20 protein-coding genes and 1 riboswitch are annotated in these 21279 nt (G+C 62.5%); of the genes, 19 read left to right on the top strand and 1 reads right to left on the bottom strand.

What is annotated here, in order from left to right; translation table 11 throughout:
* The first annotated feature begins 36 nt into the window (after nucleotides 1-36).
* Nucleotides 37-185: riboswitch (cobalamin riboswitch) on the top strand.
* A gap of 640 nt (nucleotides 186-825) precedes the next feature.
* Genes cobU through cobO form a run of 4 tightly spaced genes read left to right on the top strand, consistent with a single transcriptional unit; the run spans nucleotide 826 to nucleotide 7016 of the window.
* Nucleotides 826-1335 (top strand): bifunctional adenosylcobinamide kinase/adenosylcobinamide-phosphate guanylyltransferase, encoded by a 510-nt coding sequence (cobU, locus tag PH551_RS27935; RefSeq protein WP_285195908.1) that lies wholly within the window; start codon nucleotides 826-828, stop codon nucleotides 1333-1335.
* Between the two features lie 6 nt (nucleotides 1336-1341).
* Nucleotides 1342-2397: a cobalamin biosynthesis protein CobW gene (gene cobW / locus PH551_RS27930; RefSeq protein ID WP_285195907.1), complete on the top strand. Its 1056-nt coding sequence runs from the start codon at nucleotides 1342-1344 to the stop codon at nucleotides 2395-2397.
* Nucleotides 2398-2400: 3 nt separating this feature from the next.
* Complete coding sequence (gene cobN / locus PH551_RS27925; RefSeq protein ID WP_285195906.1) at nucleotides 2401-6381, top strand: cobaltochelatase subunit CobN; 3981 nt, start codon at nucleotides 2401-2403, stop codon at nucleotides 6379-6381.
* On the top strand, nucleotides 6381-7016 hold the full coding sequence (gene cobO / locus PH551_RS27920; RefSeq protein ID WP_285195905.1) for a cob(I)yrinic acid a,c-diamide adenosyltransferase: 636 nt from the start codon (nucleotides 6381-6383) through the stop codon (nucleotides 7014-7016). Before cobN ends, cobO begins: the two co-directional genes overlap by 1 nt.
* A 17-nt stretch (nucleotides 7017-7033) precedes the next feature.
* On the opposite strand, the gene PH551_RS27915 is transcribed toward cobO, so the two are convergent.
* A complete protein-coding gene (locus PH551_RS27915; RefSeq protein ID WP_285195904.1) occupies nucleotides 7034-7819 on the bottom strand; it encodes a TSUP family transporter in 786 nt (261 codons plus the stop codon).
* Nucleotides 7820-7918: 99 nt separating this feature from the next.
* On the opposite strand from PH551_RS27915, the gene PH551_RS27910 reads away from it, so the two are divergent.
* From PH551_RS27910 to PH551_RS27840, 15 genes are all read left to right on the top strand, one after another.
* Complete coding sequence (locus tag PH551_RS27910; protein ID WP_285195903.1) at nucleotides 7919-8338, top strand: cobalamin biosynthesis protein; 420 nt, start codon at nucleotides 7919-7921, stop codon at nucleotides 8336-8338.
* A 70-nt stretch (nucleotides 8339-8408) separates the two neighbouring features.
* The gene (locus tag PH551_RS27905) at nucleotides 8409-9359 is read left to right on the top strand and encodes a nucleoside hydrolase (RefSeq protein ID WP_285195902.1); all 951 of its coding nucleotides are present in this window, start codon (nucleotides 8409-8411) and stop codon (nucleotides 9357-9359) included.
* Nucleotides 9360-9589: 230 nt separating this feature from the next.
* Nucleotides 9590-10429, top strand: a complete 840-nt coding sequence (cobA, locus tag PH551_RS27900; protein WP_285195901.1) for a uroporphyrinogen-III C-methyltransferase — start codon at nucleotides 9590-9592, stop codon at nucleotides 10427-10429.
* Nucleotides 10426-11733, top strand: a complete 1308-nt coding sequence (locus tag PH551_RS27895; RefSeq protein ID WP_285195900.1) for a cobyrinic acid a,c-diamide synthase CobB — start codon at nucleotides 10426-10428, stop codon at nucleotides 11731-11733. Before cobA ends, PH551_RS27895 begins: the two co-directional genes overlap by 4 nt.
* Nucleotides 11730-12737 carry a threonine-phosphate decarboxylase CobD gene (gene cobD, locus PH551_RS27890; RefSeq protein ID WP_285195899.1) on the top strand — a complete coding sequence of 336 codons (1008 nt, stop codon included), beginning with the start codon at nucleotides 11730-11732 and terminating at the stop codon, nucleotides 12735-12737. The genes PH551_RS27895 and cobD overlap by 4 nt, the downstream gene beginning before the upstream one ends.
* Complete coding sequence (gene cbiB, locus PH551_RS27885) at nucleotides 12734-13714, top strand: adenosylcobinamide-phosphate synthase CbiB (protein WP_285195898.1); 981 nt, start codon at nucleotides 12734-12736, stop codon at nucleotides 13712-13714. The genes cobD and cbiB overlap by 4 nt, the downstream gene beginning before the upstream one ends.
* 94 nt (nucleotides 13715-13808) lie before the next feature.
* Entirely contained in the window at nucleotides 13809-14009 is a 201-nt protein-coding gene (locus PH551_RS27880; protein WP_085778473.1) for an ECs_2282 family putative zinc-binding protein, read from the top strand.
* Between the two features lie 150 nt (nucleotides 14010-14159).
* Complete coding sequence (locus PH551_RS27875; RefSeq protein WP_085778472.1) at nucleotides 14160-14588, top strand: L,D-transpeptidase; 429 nt, start codon at nucleotides 14160-14162, stop codon at nucleotides 14586-14588.
* 411 nt (nucleotides 14589-14999) lie between these two features.
* A complete protein-coding gene (locus PH551_RS27870; RefSeq protein WP_003540486.1) occupies nucleotides 15000-15278 on the top strand; it encodes an acyl carrier protein in 279 nt (92 codons plus the stop codon).
* A gap of 117 nt (nucleotides 15279-15395) precedes the next feature.
* Entirely contained in the window at nucleotides 15396-15878 is a 483-nt protein-coding gene (locus tag PH551_RS27865; RefSeq protein ID WP_085778471.1) for a 3-hydroxyacyl-ACP dehydratase FabZ family protein, read from the top strand.
* A complete protein-coding gene (locus PH551_RS27860; protein ID WP_285195896.1) occupies nucleotides 15875-17080 on the top strand; it encodes a beta-ketoacyl-ACP synthase in 1206 nt (401 codons plus the stop codon). Before PH551_RS27865 ends, PH551_RS27860 begins: the two co-directional genes overlap by 4 nt.
* Nucleotides 17081-17090: 10 nt before the next feature.
* Nucleotides 17091-18377: a beta-ketoacyl-ACP synthase gene (locus tag PH551_RS27855; RefSeq protein ID WP_285195895.1), complete on the top strand. Its 1287-nt coding sequence runs from the start codon at nucleotides 17091-17093 to the stop codon at nucleotides 18375-18377.
* Between the two features lie 56 nt (nucleotides 18378-18433).
* A complete protein-coding gene (locus tag PH551_RS27850) occupies nucleotides 18434-19462 on the top strand; it encodes a zinc-binding dehydrogenase (RefSeq protein WP_285195894.1) in 1029 nt (342 codons plus the stop codon).
* 6 nt (nucleotides 19463-19468) lie between these two features.
* Nucleotides 19469-20404 carry a lipid A biosynthesis lauroyl acyltransferase gene (locus PH551_RS27845; RefSeq protein ID WP_285195893.1) on the top strand — a complete coding sequence of 312 codons (936 nt, stop codon included), beginning with the start codon at nucleotides 19469-19471 and terminating at the stop codon, nucleotides 20402-20404.
* Nucleotides 20405-20583: 179 nt separating this feature from the next.
* Nucleotides 20584-21276 (top strand): PAS domain-containing protein, encoded by a 693-nt coding sequence (locus PH551_RS27840; protein ID WP_198175447.1) that lies wholly within the window; start codon nucleotides 20584-20586, stop codon nucleotides 21274-21276.
* The last annotated feature ends 3 nt before the right edge of the window (nucleotides 21277-21279 follow it).

The raw sequence follows: 21279 nt of genomic DNA, 5'->3' as shown, positions 1-21279 counted from the left end.
AAGGTCGGTTGACTTCACCCGCCGGCTTGCCTAACCATCCGAGGAATAACGGATGGTTCCGGATCGGCATTTCGCCTTCCGGATGAAAAGGGAATGTGACGGGGCGGACCCACATCGGGCGCCTTCATCACAGCCGACCCCGCGACTGTAGAGCGGTCAGGGTCTTCCATCCGGCATCGGACCTCTTCCGGCCTAACCGCAATGGTGCAGGTGGGCTGGATGGGCGACATGCCGGAAAAGCCACTGGAAATGCATGGTGATCAACCGGGGTCGGACGCCTCTAACTCTACGAATCGTCCACCTTTTCACCGAGGCAGCCGGGAAGGCGAGGCAGATCCGCTGGCACGATCAGGGGCGACCCGGGCTTCCGGTTCGCCCCCGATCGCCGCCGATAACCGCGAGCCAGGAGACCTGCCTTCCGTGCCGGGCGAACAGCCCAAACCTGGGCAAGAGACCCGCTGCCAGCACGGAGGTTGTTTTGGCTGAAAGAACGAATTCAGCGCCGCCTCTGGTGGTGCGTATGAGAGGTGCCGGTTCGTCGCCTTCAGGTTATGTCTGCGTATTACGCGCCTTCCTTTCCTCCCTCATTCCTGTGCTTGTCACAGGAATCCGGCCACGGCGCGTCCGCGCCGTGATTAATTATGCAACGAATGAGCCTTCCGTGCCCAAGGACTTGGGCACGCTGGATTCCTGTGACAAGCACAGGAATGAGGGAAGTGAATGGGGCGGCGCGGCTTTCCCAAGCAAAGTTTTGGCTACCGTGGCCCATAAAGTTAAAACTAGAACAAGCTGCAGCGGCACGCCTCCTCAGAGGAATATTCGGGCATGACCACCACGCTCATCCTCGGCGGGGCACGCTCCGGCAAATCCCGTTTCGCCGAAAATCTCGTTATGGCAAGCGGCCTCGAGCGCCACTATCTCGCCACCGGCCGTGCCTGGGACGAGGAGATGCAGACGCGTATTGCCCAGCACAGGACCGATCGCGGCCCTTCCTGGATGACGCATGAGGAGCCGCTCGATCTTTTCGGCGTGCTTGCCGCCATCGATGGCGAGGGACGCATTGTGCTTGTCGATTGCCTGACGCTCTGGGTGACCAACCTGATGATGGCGGAGCGCGAGATGGCTGTGGAATTTGCCGCGCTCGCCGATTTCCTCCCCGGCGCCAAGGCGCAACTCGTCTTCGTTTCCAACGAGGTTGGTCTCGGGATCGTGCCTGACAATCGCATGGCGCGCGATTTTCGCGATCATGCCGGACGGCTGCACCAAATAATCGCGGCGAAGGCCGACGAGGTCTATTTCATCGCGGCCGGTCTGCCGCTGAAAATGAAGGGTTGAACTTCCATGAACCAGCAGAAAATCCCCGCAACCGTCATCACCGGCTTCCTCGGCGCCGGCAAGACGACGATGATCCGCAACCTGCTCACTAATGCCGGCGGCAAAAAGATTGCGCTTATCATCAACGAGTTCGGCGATCTCGGTGTCGATGGCGAGGTCCTGAAGGGCTGCGGCGCGGAGAATTGCAGCGAGGACGACATTATCGAGCTCACCAATGGCTGCATCTGCTGCACCGTCGCCGACGATTTCATTCCAACGATGACGAAGCTCCTGGAGCGCGAACAGCGGCCCGACCATATCGTCATCGAAACCTCCGGCCTCGCCCTGCCGCAGCCGCTGGTCGCCGCCTTCAACTGGCCCGATATTCGCACCCAGGTGACCGTCGACGGCGTCATTACGGTCGTCGACAGTGCGGCCGTTGCCGCCGGCCGTTTCGCCGACGACCATGATGCAGTCGAGGCGGCGCGCAGCGAGGACGACTCGCTCGATCATGAGAGCCCGATCGAGGAGCTGTTCGAAGACCAGCTCACATGCGCCGATCTCATCGTGCTCAACAAGACCGACCTGATCGATGGCGATGGCCTTGACCGCGTGAAGAGCGAAGTCGCCTCCCGCATTGCCCGCAAGCCGGTCATGATCGAAGCCAGGAATGGCGAGGTGCCGGCAGGCGTGCTGCTCGGCCTCGGCATCGGCACGGAAGACGATATCGCCAACCGCAAGTCCCATCACGAGCTGGAGCACGAGGAGGGGGCGCCACACGACCACGACGAATTCGAAAGCTTCGTTGTCGAACTCGGCGCTGTTTCCGATCCGACGGGCTTTGTCGAGAAGCTGAAGGGCATCATCGCCGAGCATGATGTGCTGCGCCTCAAAGGCTTCATCGACGTCTCGGGCAAGCCCATGCGCCTGCAACTGCAGGCCGTCGGCAGCCGCATCGACCAGTATTTCGACCGCGCCTGGGCAGCGGACGAGGCGCGCCGCACGCGCCTCGTCGTCATCGGCTTGCATGAAATGAACGAGGACGCGGTACGCAAGACGATCGAAGCGCTCGTTCAGGGATAATCGATGCATCTGCTTCTTGCCCAGCAGGGAACGATCAGCGACGGCGAGGAGGCGATCGACCTCGGCCAGTCGCCCGGCGATATACTGTTTCTTTCGGCTGCCGACACCGAACTCGCCGCGATTGCTGCCGCCTATCACGAGTGTGAAGGGATGCCGCATTCGCTGAGGCTCGCGAATCTGATGAGCCTCAAGCATCCAATGTCGGTCGATACCTATGTCGAGCGAACGGCCCGGCACGCCAAGTTGATCGTCGTGCGTGCGCTCGGCGGCGCCAGCTATTTCCATTATGCGCTGGAGGCGCTGCACGCCGTTGCTGCCCGGAATGGCGTGAAAATTGCGGTATTGCCTGGCGATGCCAAGCCGGATGCCGGGCTGGTTCCTTTCTCCAATGTTGACCTCGACGATCTCAACGGGCTGTGGGCCTACCTGATCGAAGGCGGCGACACCAATGCGCGGGATTTTCTCGCCTATGCTTCGGCGATGCTGTCAGGGGCGGAGAAGCCGGCGCCGGCAGTGCCGCTGATGAAGGCGGGCATCTGGTGGCCGGGGCGAGGGGCGATCGGGGTCGAGGAGTGGCGGCGGGTCGTCGGTTCGCATGTCGCGCCAACGTCGTCCGTCAAGCGTGGGACACCAAGCTCGACAGAAGAGATGGAATTCGAACCCACGTCCCCCATCGTCGCCATCAGCTTCTACCGTGCCCTGGTCCAGAGCGGCGAGACCGGGCCGGTCGAGGCGCTGGTCGAGGCCCTGGCCGCGCTTGGCCTGCGGCCGCTGCCGGTCTTTGTCTACAGCCTAAAGGATCCCGTTTCGACAGGCGTTCTCGAGAGCGTGTTTTCGGCGTTGAAACCGGATGTCGTCATCAACACAACGGGCTTTGCGGTCTCCGCACCGGGCGCGGACCGGCAACCGACGGTGCTGGAGGCGGATGGCGCCGTCGTGCTGCAGGCAATCCTGTCGGCTTCGTCGAGGGAGGCCTGGATGGCCTCGTCGCAGGGTCTGTCGGCGCGCGACCTCGGCATGAATGTGGCGCTGCCTGAAGTCGATGGGCGAATATTGGCGCGGGCGGTGTCCTTCAAGACGGCGGCGCGTTACGACGCTGTTGTCGAGGCGAACATCGTCGCCAGCATGCCCGATGCCGGTCGGGTGCGCTACACGGCGGAACTGGCCGCCAACTGGGCGCGGCTGCGCGGGACGCCAGCCAATAGGAGGCGCATCGCTCTCGTGATGGCCAATTATCCAAACCGCGACGGCCGGCTCGGCAACGGCGTCGGGCTCGACACGCCGGCCGGCAGCATCGAGGTGCTTCGGGCAATGGCGGCCGCGGGTTATCCAGTCGCCGATCTTCCGGCCGATGGTGACGCGCTGATCCAACATCTGATGGAGGGGCCGACCAATTCGGGACATGACGGCCGGCTTATCCGCGAGGCCCTTTCGCTCAGTCGCTACAAAGATTTCCTGGAATCTCTTCCCAAAAAGATTCAAGAGGAGGTGACGGCCCGCTGGGGCGAGCCGGAGAAAGATCCCTATTTTCGCGATGGCGTCTTCGCCCTGCCTTTCGCCCGCTTCGGCGGTGTCCTGATCGGCATCCAGCCGGCGCGCGGCTACAATATCGATCCAAAGGACAGCTACCATTCGCCGGATCTCGTACCGCCGCATGGTTATATCGCGTTCTATGCTTTCCTGCGGCGCGAATATGGCGCCGATGCCGTCATTCACATGGGCAAGCATGGCAATCTTGAATGGCTGCCGGGTAAGGCGCTGGCGCTGTCGGAGACGTGCTACCCGGAAGCGATCCTCGGACCGCTGCCGCATCTTTATCCCTTCATCGTCAATGATCCGGGCGAGGGCACGCAGGCCAAGCGTCGAAGTTCGGCGGTCATCATCGACCACTTGACACCGCCTTTGACGCGGGCCGAAAGCTACGGGCCGCTCAAGGATCTGGAAGCGCTGGTCGATGAATATTACGAAGCTTCGGGCGGCGATCCCCGCCGCATTCGGCTGCTCAGCCGCCAGATCCTCGATCTCGTCACCGATATCGGGCTGGATCGGGATGCGGGGATTGCGAAAGGCGAGAGCGAAGGTGAGGCGCTGAAGAAGCTCGACGCCTATCTTTGCGATCTGAAGGAGATGCAGATCCGTGATGGGCTGCATGTCTTCGGCGTGTCGCCGGAGGGGCGGTTGCTGACGGATCTCACCGTGGCGCTGGCGCGGGTACCGCGCGGGCTGGGAGAGGGTGGCGATGCGAGTTTGCAGCGGGCGATTGCGGGGGATGCTGGGTTGAGTTTCCCCCTTCTCCCCAGCGGGGAGAAGATGTCCGTCAGGACAGATGAGGGGGCGAGCGACGGTAGGAGCGAGCGGCTGAGCGCAAGCGAGGCGGAGTCTGCGGTCCCCTCATCCGACCCTTCGGGCCACCTTCTCCCCGCCGGGGAGAAGGGGAGTCGCGCGCTTCAGCGTTCGTTCGACCCACTCGATTGCGATATGGCAACTCTTTGGGCTGGCCCGCGTCCGGCTGTCCTCGCAGATATCCTCGACGCCCCCTGGCGCAGTAACGGTGACACCGTCGAGCGCATTGAACTGCTCGCCGCCAAGCTCGTTTCCGGTGAAATGGCGTGCCCAACGCTCTGGGTCCAAACGAGAGCCGTGCTGGACGAAATCGAAGCGCGTCTCAAGCCATCCATCCTTGCCTGTGGTCCGGCCGAGATCGCCAGCCTGCTCCGGGGCCTCGACGGCCGTTTCGTGCCGCCCGGCCCATCCGGTGCGCCGACGCGCGGACGGCCGGATGTCTTGCCAACCGGGCGGAATTTCTACTCTGTCGACAGCCGGGCGGTGCCGACACCGGCTGCTTACGAACTCGGCAAGAAATCCGCGGAACTGCTGATCCGCCGATACGTGCAAGATCACGGCGAATGGCCTGTCTCCTTCGGGCTGACAGCCTGGGGCACGTCCAACATGCGCACCGGCGGCGATGATATTGCTCAGGCCTTAGCGCTGATCGGCGTCAAGCCGGTCTGGGACATGGCCTCACGGCGCGTCACCGGCTACGAAATCATTCCGCCGGCTCTGCTGCGGCGACCGCGGGTTGACGTGACGCTGCGCATATCCGGTTTCTTCCGCGACGCCTTCCCCGAGCAGATCGCGCTGTTCGACAAGGCGATCCGCGCTGTCGGCGCGCTCGAAGAGGACGCGGCGGATAATCCGATTGCCGGGCGAATGCGCGGCGAGACCGCGCGGCTCGCCGCGGCTGGGCTCGATGAGAAGACGGCGGCGAAGCGGGCGGGCTATCGCATCTTCGGCTCGAAACCGGGCGCCTATGGCGCGGGGTTGCAGGCACTGATCGATGAAAAGGGCTGGGAGCGGCGTGCCGATCTTGCCGAGGCCTATCTCGTTTGGGGAAGTTATGCCTATGGCGCCGGCGAGGAAGGCAGGGCCGAACGCGGCCTTTTCGAGGAACGGTTGCGCTCTGTGCAAGCCGTCATTCAGAACCAGGACAATCGCGAGCATGACCTGCTCGACAGTGACGACTACTACCAGTTCGAAGGCGGCATGGCGGCGGCGGCCGAGGAACTCGCCGGTAAACGCCCCGCAATCTATCATAACGATCATTCCAGGCCCGAACGACCGGTGATCCGCGCGCTCGAAGAGGAAATCGGCCGCGTCGTGCGCGGGCGCGTGGTCAATCCAAAATGGATAACGGGCGTCATGCGCCATGGCTACAAGGGAGCGGCCGAGATCGCCGCCACCGTCGATTATCTCTTCGCCTTCGCGGCGACGACGGGCGCGGTCGGCGTGCATCATTTCGAGGCGGTCTTTCGGGCCTTCGTCGCCGATCCAGGCGTACGTGGCTTCATGATCGAGAAGAACCCGGCGGCATTCGACGAGATGCGAGAGCGGCTGCGCGAAGCGATCGATCGCGGGCTCTGGACGCCGCGCAGCAATTCGGCCCGGTTCGACCTGGCAGCCACGCAACTGAATGAGGTGCACTGATGAGCGACGAGATCCTGGAAAACGAAGCGGCCAAGGATGATGCGCGCCACGCCGAGAAGATGGCGAAGAAGAAGGCTGCGCGCGACAAGATCATGGCGACCAAGACGGACGGCAAGGGCTTGATCATCGTCCATACCGGCAAGGGCAAGGGCAAGTCGTCAGCCGCCTTCGGCATGATCTTCCGCCACATCGCCCACGGCAAGCCGTCGGCCGTCGTGCAGTTCATCAAGGGCGCGATGTGGACCGGCGAGCGCGACCTGATCGAGAAGCATTTTTCCGATCTCTGCCAGTTCCACACGATGGGCGAGGGCTTCACCTGGGAAACGCAGGACCGGGCCCGCGACATTGCCGCCGCCTCGGCGGCCTGGGAAAAGGCCAAGGCGCTGATCCGCGACGAACGCAATTGCATGGTGCTGCTCGACGAGATCAACATCGCGCTGCGCTACGATTATCTCGACATCAACGATGTCGTCGCCTTCCTGAAGAATGAGAAACCCGCCATGACGCATGTCGTGCTGACAGGACGCAATGCCAAGGAAGAGCTGATCGAGATCGCCGATCTGGTGACGGAGATGGAACTCGTCAAACACCCGTTTCGTTCCGGCATCAAGGGGCAGCCGGGCGTGGAGTTCTGAGGTCAGGTGCTTTGCGACTAAACGCCGAGCCAGATCCGCAGGGGATTTGCCGGATCGGCGAGCAGCTTGACCGCCAAAGCGACGCAGACGATGACGAGCAGCGGCTTGATCAGCTTGGCGCCGATGCGCATGGCGAGCCGGGAGCCGAGCTGCGCGCCGAGGAACTGGCAGACGCCCATCAACAGGCCGATCTTCCAGAGGATCGCGCCGAAGCTTGCGAAGACGATCAGGGCTCCAAAATTCGAGCCGAAATTCAAAAGTTTGGTGTGGGCCGTCGCCTTCAGCACGCCGAAGCCGGCGAGGGTGACGAAGGCGAGCATGAAGAAAGAACCGGTACCGGGGCCGAAGACGCCGTCGTAGAAGCCGATGGCCGGCACCAGCGTCAGGCCGAAGGCGAAGGGCGTGATGAGGCGGTGTCTGTCGAGATCGTTGAGGTTCGGCTTGACGGCAAAGAAGATTGCGATTGCCAGCAGCAGCACAGGCATGATCGCTTGAAGCACCTGGCCTGGTACGATCGTCGCAAGAGCGGCGCCGAGTGCCCCGCCCATGAGGGCCATCAGCGCCATCGGCAGCTGTTCGGAAAGCTCCACATGGCCCTTGCGGGCATAGGCGAGCGTCGCGGAAGCTGCGCCGAAGATCGATTGCACCTTGTTGGTTCCGAGCGTCTGCAGCGGCGGGATGCCGGCGATCAACATGGCGGGAACGGTGATGAGACCGCCGCCGCCGGCAATTGCATCGACGAAACCGGCAAAGAAGGCAGCCGCGCAGAGCAGCAGAAGCAGATGGAGGGCAATGTCAGGCAAGATGCTATTCCAGAAGGGCTTTCAGCCCGCCTTGTTGCATTTCCCTCTCCAAGCTGCAATGGCTGCAAGGACACAGCAACGGCACAATCGGCTGCTTCCATGAGCGACATTTCTTTCAATCCCGCAAGGCGCCATGTGCTCGGTCTTGGCTGCGAGCGTGGGGCACAGCCTGCGGAGGTGTTGGCGCTCGCCTTTGAGGCGCTTAAGGCTGCGGGTATCGGCGCGGATGAACTCGCCGCCATCGCTTCCATAGGCAGCCGCCGGCAGGAGGCGGCAATCTGGTCAGTCGCCAGGCATTTTGCCGTGCCGGCCCTATTCTTCGACGCTCCTCGGCTGGAGCGGGAAACGCCGCGGCTCAGAAATCCATCGGCCGTCGTCTTTGCTCGCGTCGGCTGCCATGGCGTTGCGGAATCGGCGGCGCTTGCTGCGATCGGCGACGATGCCGAACTGGTGCTTGGCAAAATCAAGTCGGCGCAGGCGACGGCGGCAGTCGCCCGAGGCGGGTTGCAGAAAGCCTGACGGTCGCTATGGTGGCGGCAATTCGCGGCGCCAACCGGCAGGCTCGCGATTCACATTTAGAGGATATATTATGCACAAGGTCATTTATGACACTGACCCGGGCGTTGACGACGCCATGGCACTTCTCTTCCTACATCGCCATCCCGAAATCGATCTGATCGGCATCACCACGGTCTTTGGCAATGCATCGGTGGAGACGACGACGCGCAATGCGCTCTTCCTCAAGCGTGAGTGGAATATTCCCGCGCCGGTCGCCAAAGGCGCCAGCGTCACCATCGATGCCTCGCGCGCCGAGCGGGAATGGCCTTCCATGGTGCATGGCGACAACGGCCTCGGCGATATCGAGGTGCCCGCAGCGATCGACCTGCCGCTCGATCCGCGCCCGGCGCATCGCTTCATCATCGACACTGTGCGTGCCAATCCTGGCGAGGTGCGTCTGGTCGCGGTCGGACGGATGACCAATCTGGCGATGGCGCTGAAGGAGGATTCCGAGATTGCGACCCTTGTCAAGGACGTCGTCATCATGGGTGGCAACTTCTATGTGCCCGGCAATGTTTCGCCGGTCGCCGAGGCCAATATTCACGGCGATCCTGAGGCCGCCGACATTGTCATGACAGCGCCGTGGAAAGTCGCAGTCATCGGCCTTGATGTCACCTCGATCACCACCATGAGCCGCAGCTATCTCGGCAGGATGGCGGCCGAGGGAGATAGTGCCGTGAAATTGCTCGATGCACTCTCGCAGTCCTATATCGACTTCTACAAGCATGCGGTCGAGGACGGCATGATGGTGCATGACAGCTGCGCCGCAGTCTACGTCGTGGCGCCGGAACTGTTCTCGTCGATATCGGGGGCGGTGCGCGTCGTCTGCGGCGGCATTGCCGACGGTCAGACGATCGTCAAGCCGGATGGCCGCCGCTTCCCGCCCGGCGATTGGGATGATCGGCCCAGCCAAATCGTCACCATAGGGATCGAGTCGGAAAAGGTCCTAAAGCTGATCCGCGATACGCTGCTTCGCGGCTGAGGGCCTTGAAGGCTGATTGCAGCAGGAAGAGGAGTTGGACGACTTTGTCAGCAGTCGGTGCAGCGGGCGGTCTCGTTTGGGTATATTATAATATATTCACGCTGTTGTGTCGCTTTCTTGCGATATTGAATCAGCTTGTTTGCAAAGTGAGTCATCGTCATCTCAGCAACTTCCAGTGAGGTGGCGCGGGCGGCGTTGACCTTGGGCCTCGCTGGGCCTAGATCAACAAAATGTCGAATAGCGCTTTCTCCCATTTGCCGGCGTTGGAGCCGGGCAGCGTCTGGCTCGTCGGGGCCGGTCCGGGTGATCCGGGTCTGCTGACGCTCTTGGCCGCCAAGGGGCTCGCCGAGGCCGATGTGATCGTCCATGATGCGTTGGTCAATGAGGACTGTCTGAGGCTCGCGCACCCCGGCGCAGAACTCGAATATGCCGGCAAACGCGGCGGCAAACCCTCGGCCAAGCAGCGGGATATTTCGTTGCGCCTGGTGGAATTGGCGCACACCGGCAAGCGGGTGCTGCGGCTGAAGGGTGGCGATCCCTTCGTCTTCGGGCGCGGCGGCGAGGAGGCGCTGACGCTGGTCGAGCACAATATCCCTTTCCGCATCGTGCCGGGGATCACCGCCGGTATCGGCGGGCTTGCCTATGCCGGCATTCCGGTGACCCATCGCGAGATCAATCATGCGGTGACGTTTCTCACCGGCCATGATTCCTCCGGCATCGTGCCCGACACAATCGACTGGGAAGCGATCGGCAAGGGTTCGCCCGTGATCGTCATGTATATGGCGATGAAGCATATCGCCCAGATCAGCGCCAATCTCATTGCGTCGGGCCGCTCGCCGTCCGAGGCTGTAGCTTTCGTCTGCAATGCGGCGACCGGCGCGCAGCAGGTGCTGGAGACGACGCTCGGGCAGGCGACCGAGGCTGTTACCGCCTCCGGTCTCGAGCCGCCGGCGGTGGTCGTCGTCGGGGAGGTGGTGCGGCTGCGGGCCTCGCTCGACTGGGTCGGCGCTCTCGCCGGACGACGCTTGCAGCCTGATCCGTTCCGCCAGTCCGGCCAGGTGCGGGCATGAGCGGCCTCCTGATCGCAGCTCCTTCCTCCGGTGCCGGCAAGACGACGGTGACGCTTGGGCTCCTGAGGGCGCTTCGCCGGCGCGGCATCGTGGTCGCGCCGGGCAAGGCCGGCCCCGACTATATCGATCCCGCCTTCCATGCGGCGGCAAGCGGCACGCCTTGCCTGAACTTCGACCCCTGGGCGATGCGGCCGGAGCTGATCTCGGCCAATGCGACGCTGCATCGCTCCGGCGACCGCATTCTCGTCGTCGAGGCGATGATGGGACTGTTCGATGGGGCGGCCGACGGCAAGGGGACGGCAGCGGATCTGGCGGCCCAGCTCGGCCTTTCCGTGGTGCTGGTCGTCGACGCTTCGCGCATGTCGCAATCGATAGCGCCGCTGGTGGCGGGTTTTGCCGGTTTCCGCGCCGATGTCCGCGTTGCCGGCGTCATCCTCAACAAGGTCGGCAGCGAACGGCACGAGGCGATGCTGCGTCAGGCGCTCGAGGTGATCCGGATGCCGGTGATCGCCGTGATCGGCAGCGACAAGGCGCTTGCCTTGCCGGATCGCCATCTCGGCCTTGTTCAGGCCTGTGAACATCCGAGCCTCGAAGGTTTCATCGAGCATGCGGCGGATGCCGTCTCCGAGGAATGCAATTTCGAGTTTCTGCTGCGCATCGCGAGGCAGGGCCTCAACCGACCGTCGGCTGCCAATATCGATCGTCTGCCGCCGCTCGGCAGTCGCATTGCAGTGGCCCGCGATATCGCTTTCGCCTTCTCCTATGAACATATGCTGCTTGGCTGGCGGCGGCGGGGGGCTTCGATTTCCTTCTTCTCGCCGCTTGCCGACGAGGCGCCTGCTGCCGACGCCGATGCGATCTATCTGCCCGGGGGTTATCCCGAGCTGCATGCCGGAACGCTCTCCCAAGCGCCCAATTTCCGCGCCGCCCTCCTCGATGCGGCGGCGCGCGGCATCCGGATCTATGGCGAGTGCGGCGGCTATATGGTGCTCGGCGAAGGGCTGATTGACGCAGAGGGGAAGCGTCACGAGATGCTCGGCCTGCTGCCCGTCGTCACCAGCTATGCCGCGCGCAAACGCCATCTCGGTTATCGCCACGTCATGCCGCTCGACGGTGCAATCTTTCAGCGGGCGATGACGGCGCATGAGTTCCACTATTCGACCCTCATTTCCGAAGGCGAGGGCGAACGGCTGTTTCAGGTTCGGGATGCGATCGGAACCGATCTCGGCCGGGCGGGGCTCCGGCGCGGGCAGGTTGCGGGTTCCTACATGCATCTGATCGATCTCGCCGGGATTGCCGCGTGAGCGCGCCGATCGTCCATGGTGGCGAAGTTACCGCCGCTGCTGCCGCCTTTGGCGGCAGGCCGGAGGACTGGCTCGACCTTTCCACCGGCATTAACCCGTGCCCGGCTGCCCTGCCAGAAATCCCGACAAGGGCCTGGCACCGCTTGCCGGACAGTTATCTGGTCGATGAGGCAAGGCGGGCGGCGCGCGATTACTATGGGAGCGGCCAGATCCTGCCGCTGCCGGTGCCCGGAACGCAATCGGTGATCCAGCTTCTGCCGCGGTTGCTGACAAAGGGTGAGGGCGCCAGGGTCGCCGTCGTGGCGCCGACCTATGGCGAGTATGCGCGCGCCTTTATTTCGGCCGGTTTTGCCGTCGAGACCGTCGATGATGTCGCTGCGATCGGAACCGAGCATCGGCTTGCCGTCGTCGTCAATCCGAACAATCCCGATGGGCTGACATGGCCGAACGAGACGCTGATCGGACTGCACGAGAGGATGAAGGCGGTCAATGGCTTTCTCGTTGTTGACGAGGCGTTCGGCGATGCCGATCCAGCGCTGAGTCTTGCGGGCGTCGCGCAGAGGCTCTCAAACCTGGTGATCTTTCGCTCTTTCGGCAAGTTTTTTGGGCTCGCCGGCCTGCGGCTCGGTTTCGTGATTGCACGTGACGACATTCTCAAGCGTTTCGAGGAGTGGCTCGGGCCCTGGGCGGTTTCCGGGCCGGCGCTTTCGATAGCAGGCTCGCTTCTGCGTTCGGACGTTTCTTCCATCCGCCGGCTTATCGATGAACGCAGCGCCGGGCTTCGTGCGGTGCTGGGCGGGGTCGGCCTCCGGATCGCAGGGGGAACAGGGTTGTTTGCCCTTGTCGACGATGCCAGGGCGAGCGACATTTACACGCATCTCTGCCGGCATCATATTCTCGTCCGCAAGTTCGACTATGCGCCCGAATGGCTGCGTTTCGGGCTGGCGCCCGATCCGGCGGCGGACCGGCGGCTTGGCGAAGTCCTTCAGAGATTTGAGCGATGACGATCGACCTAAACCTTCTCGTGCTGCTTCTGGCGCTGCTGCTCGACCGGATTGTCGGCGATCCGCAATGGCTCTGGTCGCGCGTGCCGCATCCTGTCGCGATTTTTGGAGCGGTGATCTCCTATGCCGACCAGCAGCTCAATCCTTCAAGCCTTACGGGGCATCAACGGCGGATGAACGGCGTTGCCGCCATACTGGCGCTGCTGCTGCTCGCTGTGGCGGCCGGCTTCGTGTTCAACCGGTTTTTCGCGCTGTTCGGCCTCGGCGGCATCCTGCTGGAGACCGGACTGGTGGCGGTCTTTCTGGCGCAGAAGAGCCTTGCCGACCATGTCGCTGCCGTTGCCGTCGCCCTGCGCGAAGAGGGGCTTGCCGGTGGACGGGCCGCCGTCTCCCGCATTGTCGGGCGCGATCCCGAGACGCTGGATGAGCCGGCCGTCTGCCGTGCTGCGATCGAAAGCCTTGCCGAGAACTTCTCCGATGGCGTCGTTGCGCCGGCGATTTGGTACGCTATCTTCGGCCTGCCAGGGCTTTTCGCTTACAAGATGCTGAACACGGCGGACTCGATGATCGGCCATAAATCGGAAAAATATATCGATTTCGGCTGGGCGGCCGCTCGGCTCGACGATCTCGCCAACTGGCCGGCCGCGCGCCTTTCGATCCTGCTGATTGCTGCAGGCGCCTGGATCCGGCGCGGCACCAGCGCCTGCCGCGAGGCGATCCGGGTGGCTATGCGCGACGGCGGCTTGCACCGTTCGCCGAATTCCGGCCGGCCGGAAGCGGCAATGGCTGGTGCGCTGAATGTCCAGCTCGCAGGACCGCGCATCTATGGCGGTGTGCTCGTTACCGAGCCGATGATCAACAATCCCGGACGCGATGTCGCGACATCCGGCGACATCGAAGACGGGGTCTCAGTGTATCAGGCGAGCTGCGTGGTGCTTGCCGGCGTGACGTTCGGATTGTTTTTGTGCTTTCTGTGAGGGGCTTGCGGTAGAGCTCACGCCCCAGTGGACAGTCCCGTGCCAAACGTTTATGCGAAACGCCTCATATCTCCATCAGACCGGAAGCAGAGCGATGACAGTTCAGATTGAACTACCGTGCCCGAAGTGCAAAAGCACCAAGATGAAATTCGAGCGTCCGGAGATCCGGGAGACGGATATCATAAGCTGCGCGGCTTGCGGCCATAATCTCGGCACCATGGCCTCCATCCGCGAAAGGATGAACAAGGCCTATCAGCAGCTCAAGCAGAGGCCGGCGGCGCGCAAGCTTCAGTGAGGCGGAGCGGCCGTCCTGCGTCGCTCAAATCCGTCATTGCCCTGTTAGAATTGTGATTACCATTCGGGTTAAAGCTATATAATCAAGTATCGTCGTAGTCTCTCTGGCGTGAGGGCGCAATCAAATGCGCGGGTGCGAAGAGGGATTATCATGAAGACGATTTTTGCCGCCGCGGCGGTAAGCTTATTGCTGCAGTTTTCTCCGGTTGCCGCTGAAGCAGCAACGCTGGTTGCCAATATCAGCATCGGCAAACAGACCATGACCGTCACCGAGGACGGCTTTGTCAAATATCGCTGGAAGGTTTCGACCGCGCGCAATGGTTATGTCACGCCCACCGGCTCCTGGAGCGCCAAATGGCTATCGCGCGATCACCGTTCGCGCAAATACGACAATGCGCCGATGCCGTATGCTGTATTTTTCAACGGCGGTTACGCCGTTCATGCCACCTTCGATCTGAAGCGTCTCGGCACACCGGCCTCGCATGGCTGCGTTCGCTTGCATCCCGACAATGCGGCCGAGTTCTTCTCACTGGCGCGGCAGGCAGGTCTTGCCAATACCCGCGTCGTCATCACGCGTTGATCCCGGATCAGCGCGTGAACCTGAATTTGGCGTCGGACCGCAGACGACGCCGTGCCGCGCCTGGCGGGAAGGACGTGCAACGGGCGTGCCTGTTTCAAAAATCTCAATGTTGGCAACGTCGATCGTCGCGATCCTTCAAATAGCCGGACATGCTGGAACGCGATCGCAATTCCTTCCAGCCCAGCTTGATGATTATCAAATGCCGGCGCGCATAATTTGATTCAGATCAAAGACCGGTGCGGATGTTGGACAGCCGCATCCTGTTTTCGGCGCCAGCACTCGCCGGCGTTCCATTGCTGTTTAGGCAACACCTTATTGTCAAATTGCCGCGACGCCCGGACGAAAGCATTGGCTTTTGAAAAGGATTTGCCTATGAGGAGGTTTAAATCGTCATTTCATGAGGTACAGCGCGTGACCGCTACATTCGACAAAGTTGCCGACATTATTGCAGAAACCAGCGAGATCGATCGCGCCACGATCACGCCGGAGAGCCATACGATCGACGACCTCGGTATCGACAGCCTCGATTTCCTCGATATCGTCTTTGCGATCGACAAGGAATTCGGCATCAAGATTCCGCTCGAAAAGTGGACGCAGGAGGTCAACGAAGGCAAGGTTTCCACCGAAGAATATTTCGTGCTGAAGAACCTCTGTGCCAAGATCGACGAGCTCAAAGCGGCCAAGGCCTGAGCGACACATCAGTCTTTTTCGAACGCCCTGCCGCCCTGACTATGGCGGCCGGGCGGTTTCGTTCCTAATTAGGCGTCACCGGCGGGCGGATTTGGCCTTCCGGGCCGGAGGATCCGAATGCTGCTGGAATATTTCCAGATGATTGACCGCGTCGAAGCGGTGGACCTGAAGAAGGCTACGCTGACGGCGCGATCCGTCGTGCCGGCCAAGAGCCCCGTTTTCGAAGGCCATTTTCCCGGTATGCCGCTCGTTCCCGGCGTGCTCCTGATCGAAACCATGGCGCAGGCTTCCGGCATGCTGGTGCTTGCCGCCTCCGACTTTGCCGCCATGCCCTTCCTGATGTCCGTCGACGGCGCCAAGATGCGCACTTTTGTCGAGCCGGAAGCCGTGCTCGATATCGAGGCGGTGTTGGAGCATGACGGGTCGGGTTTTGCGGTCACCAAAGCCAAGATCACCAGCGGCGGCAAGAAGGTCTGCGATGCGCAGCTGAAACTGCGTACCATGCCCTTCAGCGAAGTTCCGCTCGGCGATATCGTGAAAAAACGCGCCGGCGAGGTCGGGCTTCTCGAAGCGATCGCAGCGCAGGGAGTGGTTGGATGAGCAAGGCCGCAAACGACGTCGTCATTTCAGGCGTCGGTATCGTTACCTGTCAGGGCGTCGGCAAGGAGGCGCATGTCGCGCTGCTTTCGGCCGACAGCACGCCGAGGGCGATCGTCGAGACAGAGAAATTCAAACCCTATCCGGTGCATCCGCTGCCTGAGATCGACTGGTCGCAGCAGATTGCCAAGCGCGGCGACCAGCGCCAGATGGAAAACTGGCAGCGCATCGGCGTCTTCGCCGCGGGTCTTGCGCTCGACGATGCCGGATTCAAGGACAATATCGAGGCCTGCGGCACGATGGACATGATCGTAGCGGCCGGCGGCGGCGAGCGCGACATCAACGTCGACACGCTGATCGTCGACGAGGGCTTGAAGCGCAACGACCGCGAACTGCTGCTCAATGAGAAGCTGACGACGGAGCTGAGGCCGACGCTGTTCCTGGCGCAGCTTTCCAATCTGCTTGCCGGCAATATCTCCATCGTTCACAAGGTCACTGGCTCCTCGCGGACCTTCATGGGCGAAGAAGCGTCGGGTGTTTCCGCCGTCGAGACGGCGTTCTGGCGCATTCGCTCCGGCGAATCCACCCATGCGCTGGTCGGCGGCGCCTTTGCTGCCGAGCGTCCGGACATGATCCTGCTCACTGAAGCAATCGGCGCGCATACGCGCGGCGAATGGGCGCCGCTCTGGTCGCGCTCGGACCTCGAGGGCGGCGGCATGATCACCGGTTCGGCCGGCGCTTTCCTGGTGCTGGAATCGCGCAAGCACGCGGAAGAGCGCGGCGCGCACATCTATGCGACGATCAGCGCCGTTGAAGGCGATCGCGGCAACCGCGCTGCCGGCAATTTCGAAGTGCGGATGGAACGGCTGCTGAAGCCTGCCGCCGAGCTGCCGGCAGAGAGCATGGCGATCTTCTCCGGTTCGACCGGCATGCATGACATCGCCGCCCGCGAAAAGGCGGTGCTGGAACATCAGCTTCCGGGTGCGGCGATCCGCGGCTTCGGCGGCGTTTCCGGTCACACGATCGAAGCGCAATTCCCGCTAGGGCTGGCGCTCGCAGCCCTTGCAATCGATGCCGAGGCCAAGGTTCCGCCCTTCGACGTCGCCCATGAAGCGCCGATGAAGGCGGGAACGAAGGCGGCCGTCGTAACTACGGTCGGACATCAGCGCGGCGAGGGCGTCGCCGTTCTTTCCGCAGAGGCGTGAGGAGAGAGATATGACAGCTTCCGCTTACAGAGATCATCTCGGCCGACCGATCGTCGCAGTGACCGGCATGGGCATCATCACCTCGCTCGGCCAGGGCCTGAAGGACAACTGGGCGGCCCTTTCCTCGGGCACCTCTGGTATCCACGCAATCAACCGCTTTCCGACCGAAGGCCTGTCGACACGCATCGCCGGCACCGTCGATTTCATCGAAATTCCGGTGCCGAACGCCGTCGAGCGTTCCTATGCCTTTGCCCGCGAGACCACCATCGAAGCATTGGCCGACGCAGGTCTTTCAGGCGATTTCAACGGTCCGCTGTTCCTTGCCGCGCCGCCGATCGAGCCGGAATGGAGCGCCCGCTTCGAACTTGCAGACCGTTCGCCGGCCGCCGATCATCCAGGCGACGCCTATGAGCGCTTCCTGACCGCGCTGCGCCAGCGGCCCGACCCGGCCTTCCACGAGGCGGCGCTGTTCGGTGCGATTTCCGAGCGTCTGGCCGACCGGTTCGGCACACGCGGCCTTCCCGTGACGCTGTCGACGGCCTGCGCTTCCGGCGTCACCGCGATCCAGCTCGGCATCGAGGCGATTCGTCAGGGGCGCACCGATCGCGCGTTGACGGTTGCGACCGATGGGTCGCTCAGCGCCGAAGCGCTGATCCGCTTCTCGCTTCTGTCGGCTCTTTCGACGCAGAACGATCCGCCGACCAAGGCCTCCAAGCCGTTCAGCAAGGACCGCGACGGCTTCGTCATCGCCGAGGGTGCGGCGACGCTGGTGCTGGAATCGCTGGAAGCGGCGGTCGCCCGCGGTGCCAGGGTGCTCGGCATCATGAAGGGCGCCGGCGACAAGGCCGATAGCTTCCACCGCACTCGCTCCTCGCCCGACGGCGGACCGGCTATCTCGACGATCCGCGCGGCCCTTGCCGACGCCGGCATCGACGAGAGCGGCATCGGCTACATCAATGCGCACGGCACCTCGACGCCCGAAAACGACAAGATGGAATACGGCGCGATGTCGGCTGTCTTCGGCGAACGACTCGTCGGCATTCCCGTCTCGTCGAACAAATCGATGATCGGCCATACGCTGACGGCAGCGGGTGCGGTCGAAGCGGTGTTCTCGCTGCAGACGATGCTGACGGGCACGTTGCCGCCGACGATCAACTACACCAATCCCGATCCGTCGATCGTGCTTGATGTCGTGCCGAACAAGAAGCGGGAAGCCCAGGTTTCGGCCGTGCTTTCCAACTCCTTCGGCTTCGGCGGGCAGAATGCCAGCCTTGTCATGGCGCTCGAACCGGCTTAAGCGGTTCCCGACAAATTTAAGACGAGACGAACGCCTTCGAGGCGAGGGATTTTGCCATGCGCGCTTTGCAACTGATCGATGACCGCAAGCTTGAGATCACCGACCTGCCGGAACCGGACGCACCCGCTTCAGGTGAGGTGACGCTGCGCGTCAAGGCGGTGGCCCTCAACCATATCGACGTCTGGGGCTGGCGCGGCATGGCTTTCGCCAAGCGCAAGATGCCGCTGGTCATCGGCGCGGAAGCCTCAGGCGTCGTGGAAGCGATCGGGCCGGGTGTGGCCAATGTTCTGCCGGGTCAACTGGTTTCGATCTATGGCGCGCGCACCTGCGGCCTCTGCCGACCCTGCCGCGAAGGCCGAGACAATCTCTGCGAACATGTCTCCGGCGTGCATGGTTTCCATCTCGATGGTTTCGCGCAGGAAAAGGTGAACCTGCCGGCGCGTCTGCTCGTTCCCGCACCTCCCGGTGTCGATGCGATCGGCGCAGCATTGGCACCCGTCACCTTCGGCACGGTCGAGCATATGCTGTTCGATAATGCCAAGCTCGAGCCCGGCGAAACGATCCTCGTTCATGCCGGCGGCTCCGGCATTGGCACTGCGGCGATCCAGCTTGCCAAGAAGATCGGCTGCACCGTGATTACCACGGTCGGTTCCGATGACAAGATCGAGAGGGCCAAGGCTCTCGGCGCCGATCACGTCATCAACTACCGCACCGACCGCTTCGAAGGCGTGGTGCGCAAGCTGACCAAGAAGAAGGGCGTCGACGTCGTCTTCGAACATGTCGGCAAGGACACCTGGGCAGGCTCGATGCTCTGCATGAAGCGCGGCGGGCGCCTCGTTACCTGCGGCTCGACCTCGGGCGTCTCGACAGAGATGAACCTGATGATGCTGTTCCAGCAGCAATTGAAGCTGCTTGGCTCCTTCGGCTGCCGCATGGAGAACATGGCCGATGCGATGCAGAAGATGGGTCGCGGGCTCGTCCATCCCGTCATCGACACCGAAGTCGGATTCGACGATATCGACCGGGCGCTGGAGCGGATGGAATCGCGCCAGATCTTCGGCAAAATCATTCTGAAGATGGACTGACCTCACGTGAAGCTGTTCATTACCCGGGTCGTTCTGGCGCTCAGGAATTTCCAGCAATGGCTGGTGGCGCAGGCGATGTTCGGCTTCCTAAATGTGCTGAAACTGCTTCCGGCCGATGGCGCGATCCGCTTTGCCGACAAGGTGATGCGCCGCCTCGGTCGGCGGACCCGCCGCCACAGACTGATGCTCGTCAATCTGCGCAACGCCTTTCCGGAGAAGAGCGAGGCCGAGATCGAGGAGATCGCACTCGGCAGCTGGGGCAATATGGGCCGGCTCGCGGCCGAATACGTCTTCCTCGACGAGTTGTTCGACTATGATCCCGAACGGCCGGAGCCAGGCAGGGTAGAGGTGTCTGGCGTTTCCATCTTCCTCGACCTGCGCGACAATCCGCGCCCCTTCATCGTCTTTACGGGGCATACCGCCAATTTCGAGCTACTGCCGGTGGCGGGCGCGGCCTTCGGGCTCACCGTCACCGTACTTTTCCGGCCGCCGAACAATCCCTATGTCGCCAAGAAGGTGTTCGACTTCCGCAGTGCACGCATGGGCAAGCTGGTGCCCTCGCATGCCGGCTCCTCCTTCGCGCTCGCGCGCCAGCTGGAAGCGGGTCAGGGGGTGGGCGTGCTCGTCGACCAGAAATTCGGCAAGGGGCTGAAAGGCACCTTCTTCGGGCGAGAGGTGAAGACCAATCCGTTGTTGCCGAAGCTGGTGCGCCAGTTCGATTGCGAGGTCTATCCGGCGCGCTGCATCCGCCTTCCGGAGAATCGCTACCGGCTGGAAATTGAGCCGCGGCTGGAGATGCCGCGCGACGCCAAAGGCAATCTCGACCTGCCTGCCGCCGCCCAGCTACTCAATGACAAGGTGGAAAGTTGGGTGCGGGAATATCCGGAACAGTGGCTTTGGTATCACGACCGCTGGCAGATCAAGAAGACGCTCGCGCCTTGAAAATCAAACCCTGATTTATCAGCGATGAAAAGCGGCAGGTGCTCTCGGATTGAAAACGAGTAAACTTCATGTTAGCCGTCACTACCAAGGCGAGAATAATATCCACCTCAGGGCGCATTTGGGAAATGCAGCCACACACTTTGGACACGCCACTTGGGACAATGGGAGTGGGAGGCGTCTTGCTGGAGCTTTTTCGAGCCTTTTCCTTGCGCTGCGCGCAAATAGAGGAAGCCATACGCCAAGGCGACGATCAGCGCGTCATGTTGCTCGACCGTCATGTCGAGCCGCTGGTCGAGGCCATCCTGGCCTGCCGGGCGGCCAATCTGCTCGAAGTCTACATGCAATTGCAGTTCGTCAGCCATCTTGTCGCCCGGGACGCGGACGACAGCGCCAGTGTCAGAGAACATGCGGCGGTGCTTTCCTATCTGCTCGACTGTTATTTCGGCACGCATGCGCCGGATTGGCGGGTGCCTTCGCCGCAGGATGTGCGCATCGAGCCGCCGGCAGCCTATGTGCCCGACACCGACAATGGCCACTTCCTCAACGCCGCGATCCTCGAAAGCCTGCCGGATCGGGTGGCGGTGCTGACCAGGGACTACCGCTACCTCTATTCCAACGCGGCCAACAGTGCCCATCTGGACAGGAAGCCGATGGAACTGATCGGGCGTCACCTTTCCGAATTCATCGGCGAGGAGCGATTCGCCGAATGCGCCAAGCATAAGCTGGACGTCTGTTTTGCCGGCGGGGAGGTCGACTACACTTATGAGCGCCGGACCGGCGGCGGCGTATCCCGCCAGGTGCGCTGTCGCATGTCGCCGCTGCGCGATGCGGGCGGCATTGTCATCGGCGCTCTGATCGTGATGGATCGGTAGTCT

It is taken from the genome of Rhizobium atlanticum, from assembly GCF_030182485.1.
GTDB lineage: Bacteria > Pseudomonadota > Alphaproteobacteria > Rhizobiales > Rhizobiaceae > Rhizobium.
The sequence above is the reverse complement of the archived record's forward strand: the minus strand, read 5'-3'. Positions and strand labels throughout refer to the sequence as shown.

Excerpts from the sequence above, each read along its gene's own strand:
- cobU (WP_285195908.1), top strand. The coding sequence starts at position 826 with ATGACCACCACGCTCATCCTCGGCGGGGCACGCTCCGGCAAATCCCGT.
- cobW (WP_285195907.1), top strand. The coding sequence starts at position 1,342 with ATGAACCAGCAGAAAATCCCCGCAACCGTCATCACCGGCTTCCTCGGC.
- cobN (WP_285195906.1), top strand. The coding sequence starts at position 2,401 with ATGCATCTGCTTCTTGCCCAGCAGGGAACGATCAGCGACGGCGAGGAG.
- cobO (WP_285195905.1), top strand. The coding sequence starts at position 6,381 with ATGAGCGACGAGATCCTGGAAAACGAAGCGGCCAAGGATGATGCGCGC.
- PH551_RS27910 (WP_285195903.1), top strand. The coding sequence starts at position 7,919 with ATGAGCGACATTTCTTTCAATCCCGCAAGGCGCCATGTGCTCGGTCTT.
- PH551_RS27905 (WP_285195902.1), top strand. The coding sequence starts at position 8,409 with ATGCACAAGGTCATTTATGACACTGACCCGGGCGTTGACGACGCCATG.
- cobA (WP_285195901.1), top strand. The coding sequence starts at position 9,590 with ATGTCGAATAGCGCTTTCTCCCATTTGCCGGCGTTGGAGCCGGGCAGC.
- PH551_RS27895 (WP_285195900.1), top strand. The coding sequence starts at position 10,426 with ATGAGCGGCCTCCTGATCGCAGCTCCTTCCTCCGGTGCCGGCAAGACG.
- cbiB (WP_285195898.1), top strand. The coding sequence starts at position 12,734 with ATGACGATCGACCTAAACCTTCTCGTGCTGCTTCTGGCGCTGCTGCTC.
- PH551_RS27880 (WP_085778473.1), top strand. The coding sequence starts at position 13,809 with ATGACAGTTCAGATTGAACTACCGTGCCCGAAGTGCAAAAGCACCAAG.
- PH551_RS27875 (WP_085778472.1), top strand. The coding sequence starts at position 14,160 with ATGAAGACGATTTTTGCCGCCGCGGCGGTAAGCTTATTGCTGCAGTTT.
- PH551_RS27865 (WP_085778471.1), top strand. The coding sequence starts at position 15,396 with ATGCTGCTGGAATATTTCCAGATGATTGACCGCGTCGAAGCGGTGGAC.
- PH551_RS27860 (WP_285195896.1), top strand. The coding sequence starts at position 15,875 with ATGAGCAAGGCCGCAAACGACGTCGTCATTTCAGGCGTCGGTATCGTT.
- PH551_RS27855 (WP_285195895.1), top strand. The coding sequence starts at position 17,091 with ATGACAGCTTCCGCTTACAGAGATCATCTCGGCCGACCGATCGTCGCA.
- PH551_RS27850 (WP_285195894.1), top strand. The coding sequence starts at position 18,434 with ATGCGCGCTTTGCAACTGATCGATGACCGCAAGCTTGAGATCACCGAC.